The organism is Paraburkholderia sp. RL18-085-BIA-A (assembly GCF_046027075.1).
GTDB lineage: Bacteria > Pseudomonadota > Gammaproteobacteria > Burkholderiales > Burkholderiaceae > Paraburkholderia.
In genome coordinates this window covers 1-2,051 of record NZ_JARESU010000367.1, presented here as the reverse complement: position 1 = coordinate 2,051, position 2,051 = coordinate 1, and the positions used below count along the sequence as shown (strand labels likewise).

The 2,051-nt window shown below is 57.6% G+C and carries 2 protein-coding genes; one reads left to right on the top strand and one right to left on the bottom strand.

The window, feature by feature from the left end; translation table 11 throughout:
- On the top strand, positions 1–527 hold a 527-nt coding region (locus P0D89_RS52480), incomplete at its 5' end, for an SDR family NAD(P)-dependent oxidoreductase (protein WP_459252688.1).
- 308 nt (positions 528–835) lie between these two features.
- Here P0D89_RS52480 and P0D89_RS52475 read toward each other — a convergent pair.
- On the bottom strand, positions 836–2,051 hold a 1,216-nt coding region (locus P0D89_RS52475; protein ID WP_408371019.1), incomplete at its 5' end, for a GNAT family N-acetyltransferase.

The following is a 2,051-nucleotide window of genomic DNA, read 5'->3' as shown; positions in this document are numbered from 1 at the left end:
CTGGGACTGGATCGCCTGACCGACCACGCATCGTCACGATCGCTTCCATCGCGCACAAGCAAGGACAGATCGATTTCAATGACCTCCAATCCAAAAGGACCTACTCGCCGATGCGATCCTATCGGCAGTCGAAGCTCGCGGATCTGATGTTTGCGTTCGAACTCGACCGACTTTTGCGCGCTGCCAATTCCCGTGTCATGTCAGTTGCCGCTCACCCTGGCGTCGCAAACACCAATCTGTTTCGGGGCGGGGATCGCTCCGCAGCTTCAGGCGCTGCCCGCGAGCTCCTCAGTTATTTCATCGGTGCCGTGCTGAACACCGATTATGCTGGCGCCCTGCCGACCCTTTACGCTGCTACTTCGCGTGATGTCAGTGACGGAGGCTACTATGGCCCGCAAGGCTTTCTGGAGGCGCGCGGAAGCAGGATAGGCGAGGCGATCGTCGCCGGGCAGGCAAAGGACGCTTCGAATGCCGGCCGTTTGTGGCAGGAGTGCGAAGAGCTCACTCAGGTACGTCTGCGCCCGTAATGCGGGCCGGCCGGATCTTGAAAGCGGGAGGGCGGTGTCCATTCCATCCGGGCCGGTTGCCGTCGAAACGAATCATGGCGGGATCGGCCTTGCTTCGAGGATGCCCATCAGAACCACAGAGTCCCTGCTTTTCCGAACAGCCGACATTGATCCGATAAAACGTCGGGGCCTGGCAAGAACTGGCCTTGCATCGATTCACGGAACGGTGCTGAGCATGACACCGCTGCTGGTCACTGTTCGACCCGCCCATCCCGCAGCGGTGCACAGGACGATCCCGAATGTGGTCAGCGACTTTCGCTATGGGACATTCATGTTTCGCGCATGCGAGGGCTTGGCGGCCCATCAGCCTTCTTGCCACGCCGTATTTTCAAGGCGCGTCCTACGGGCCCACTGGCGATGCGCAGGGGAAGGCTTTCGTAGTGTCGTTGTAACGCGCGTGCGGCGAAAGCTGTCCGGCCCCAGCGGCTCACGCCAATCCGGAAATCGGTGCACATATAGCCGAGTCCACCGGTCCAGTTTGACTTGTATTTGCTGTCGCCCGAACCGAAGTCGACGTCGCGCCGGTTCTCAAACGCCCATTCCAGTACGTACTCGAGGAGCAACGAACCTGGTGTGTATTTTGCGTACGCGGGATCATAGGCAGTCTGCATACCGACAACCACGCCTGTAGAGATAGCGACGAGATTTACGGCGATTGCTTCTCCGTTCAGCGTTAAAACGAACACACGAAAGGATTGACCGAAGGAAGGATCGGCCGCAATTTTCCGCAAAAAATTCTGATATGGTTCCTTGAAGAAATCTCCTACGGCTCCCACTCGTGCGGCCCATTGATTCTTCCAGGCGAGCATTGTCTGCACGTAAGCTGCACCGCTCGGATTGTCCGGAGCGGAAAAAAATTTCGTGTCGCCAGCTTTCAGCAGACGACGGCGATCATAGTCCTGCCTCTTTCTAAAAGAGTCCGCCAACGTGCCGCGATATTCCGCCCAGGTTCTGTATTGCATTAAGCGGGCGACTCCGATTACGCGTCGCTCCCCACGCGATAGCCGTTTTGGCCGGAGCAGAAAACGGTGGAGCGCGGAATCCTGACGCACCATGGGAAGGTTGATGATATCGATTCCGCCTGACGAAACCAGGGCGCTCCAACCAGCCGACACCAGGGAGTCCGCATCCTCGCCTGCTGCGACCAGAACATCGGACGGTTCCGATGTGTCCGGCGCCAACGGTCGTACTGTCATCCACAGATATTCCCGATATCGAATCAGGGGCCAAGCGAATATCATCCGGCCCCCCTTCCTGCCGACGATGCAACACAAACTTGCCCCGGTAGGAATGGCGACCTCGCGGAGCACGTGAAGGCAATAGCGGAACAACTGAAACGGAGTACCTTGCGCGGCTTGCCAGAGTTCTTCCCATTCCTGCTGAAGCGATAAAAAGACTTCAATGTCGGTCACAACTTCAAACTGCGGGACGGTTTGAGTCAACGGTTTTTCCATTGGTCGTGATCTAGCGAAGGAACATAATCCA